At 51.1% G+C, this 2,008-nt stretch carries 3 protein-coding genes; all 3 read right to left on the reverse strand.

All coding sequences use genetic code 11. The features are described from left to right. Positions 1-60: 60 nt before the first annotated feature. Positions 61-1,068: an electron transfer flavoprotein subunit alpha/FixB family protein gene (locus tag QVO39_RS04635; protein WP_021903214.1), complete on the reverse strand. Its 1,008-nt coding sequence runs from the start codon at positions 1,066-1,068 to the stop codon at positions 61-63. A gap of 9 nt (positions 1,069-1,077) precedes the next feature. Continuing rightward, positions 1,078-1,866: an electron transfer flavoprotein subunit beta/FixA family protein gene (locus QVO39_RS04640; protein ID WP_018027940.1), complete on the reverse strand. Its 789-nt coding sequence runs from the start codon at positions 1,864-1,866 to the stop codon at positions 1,078-1,080. Between the two features lie 25 nt (positions 1,867-1,891). Then, on the reverse strand, positions 1,892-2,008 hold a 117-nt coding region (locus QVO39_RS04645), incomplete at its 5' end, for an acyl-CoA dehydrogenase family protein (RefSeq protein ID WP_288171775.1).

Genomic DNA, 2,008 nt, shown 5'->3' on the forward strand with positions numbered 1-2,008 from the left:
ATGGTAATGGTGGTGATAGCCCCATTACCATCCACTTTAATGGTCTGATACTCCATCATCTCAACGCTCCTTATCTTGGAGAGCTTGGAGTTTCTGAGTAAGGATAGGAACGATCTTGTGGAGGTCGCCTACCACGCCGAGGTCGGCTACTTGGAAGATAGGTGCGAACTTATCTTTATTAACGGCGATGATGTACTCGCTCTCCTCCATACCGGCCAAGTGCTGGATAGCTCCTGAGATACCAAGGGCTAGGTAAAGGTCGGGACGAACGGTCTTACCGGTCTGGCCTACCTGACGCTCGTGACCGATGATACCAGCATCAACCATCGCACGTGAAGAGGAGACTTCGGCATTGAGGGTCTCGGCCAGCTCTTGCAGCTTGCTGAAGCCATTGCCGGTACCTACGCCACGGCCACCTGAGACGAGTACGTTAGCCTCGGTGATATCGATGAGGGTCTTGGTCTCTGTCTCTTTACGGATCAGGCGAACTCTCTGGCACTTCTCAATATCAAAGGGCACCTCTACCTTTTCTACCACACCCTTACGACTGGCATCGCTTGGCTTACGGCGCATCACGCCTGGACGAACGGTAGACATCTGTGGTCGGCTGTTCTTACAGATGATAGTAGCCATAAGGTTACCTCCGAAGGCTGGACGGGTCATGAGCAGATTGCGTTCCTCATTGATATCGAGTGAAGTACAATCGGCAGTAAGACCGGTGTGAAGCCTTGAAGAGACTCTAGGACCAAGGTCACGACCAATAGTGGTAGCACCTAGAAGTACGATCTCGGGCTTGTAGGTGTGGACGATATGGCAGATGGCCTCGGCATAGGGCTCTGTGATATAATCCTTGAGGAGGTCGTGATCTACCACCAGCACTCTATCGGCACCAGCATGGATGAGCTGCTCTGAGAGTGGCTCTACTCCCTTACCGAGGAGTACTGCTGTTACCTGCTCGTTGATTGAATCGGCAAGGTCGCGGGCTTTTCCAAGCAACTCAAAGGCAACATTCTGAACGATGCCATTGCGCTGCTCTGCAAATACTAGTATACCTTTATATTGTTCCATAGTCGCTTCTTAAATAATAAATTTCTCTTGCAGTTTTTCTAAGATGATATCGGCAGCCTCCTCTGGGGTCAGCTCTTCGTGGAGTGTACCCATGGCCTTGGCACCCTTGGTAAAGGACTTGTTCACGTTGGTAGGCGATCCCTTGAGCCCTAGGCGGGTCTCATCAACTGGGAAGGAGCCGAAGTTGAGCTCTACAATCTCTTTGTCAAAGGCGGTCATGATGTCGGAGACATTCATGTAGCGTGGCTGATAGGCCGATGCCAAGAAGGTGAGCATGCAGGGGAGGTCTACCTCTAGGTATTCGTGACCGTCCTCAAGGTTTTTCTTAACGGTGAGGGTCTTCTTACCATCATAATCGACATGCTCTACGTAGGTGATCTGTGGGAGGTCGAGCTGCTCGGCAATCTGTGGACCTACCTGTGCGGTGTCACCATCGATGGCCTGACGACCTGCAAGGATCACATCATAAGGCTCTAGCGACTTGATGGCTTGGGAGATGGTGTAGCTGGTAGCAAGGGTATCGGCACCACCAAACTTGCGGTCGGTGATGAGGAAGCCTTTGTCGCAACCCATACCAAAAGCCTCGTAAAGAACAGCCTTGGCCTGAGGAGGTCCCATGGTGATGACATCAACCTCGGCACCGAAGCGATCTTTGAACTGTAGTGCCTGCTCGAGAGCACCCTTATCATCGGGATTCATAATACTTGGTACACCGGTACGGATGAGGGTACCCTTGACTGGATCGAGCTTGATCTCAGTGGTATCTGGAACTTGCTTTATGCAAACTAAAATCTTCATATTTCAGGAATGTATTTACTCGTTTTTACTTCAGTAGATTGGCTGCAATCACCATACGCTGTACCTCGCTGGTACCCTCGTAGATCTCGGTAATCTTGGCATCGCGCATCATTCGCTCCACTGGATACTCACGGGTGTAGCC

Origin of the sequence: Porphyromonas sp. CAG:1061 (assembly GCF_000435035.1) — a bacterium.
GTDB lineage: Bacteria > Bacteroidota > Bacteroidia > Bacteroidales > Porphyromonadaceae > Porphyromonas_A > Porphyromonas_A somerae.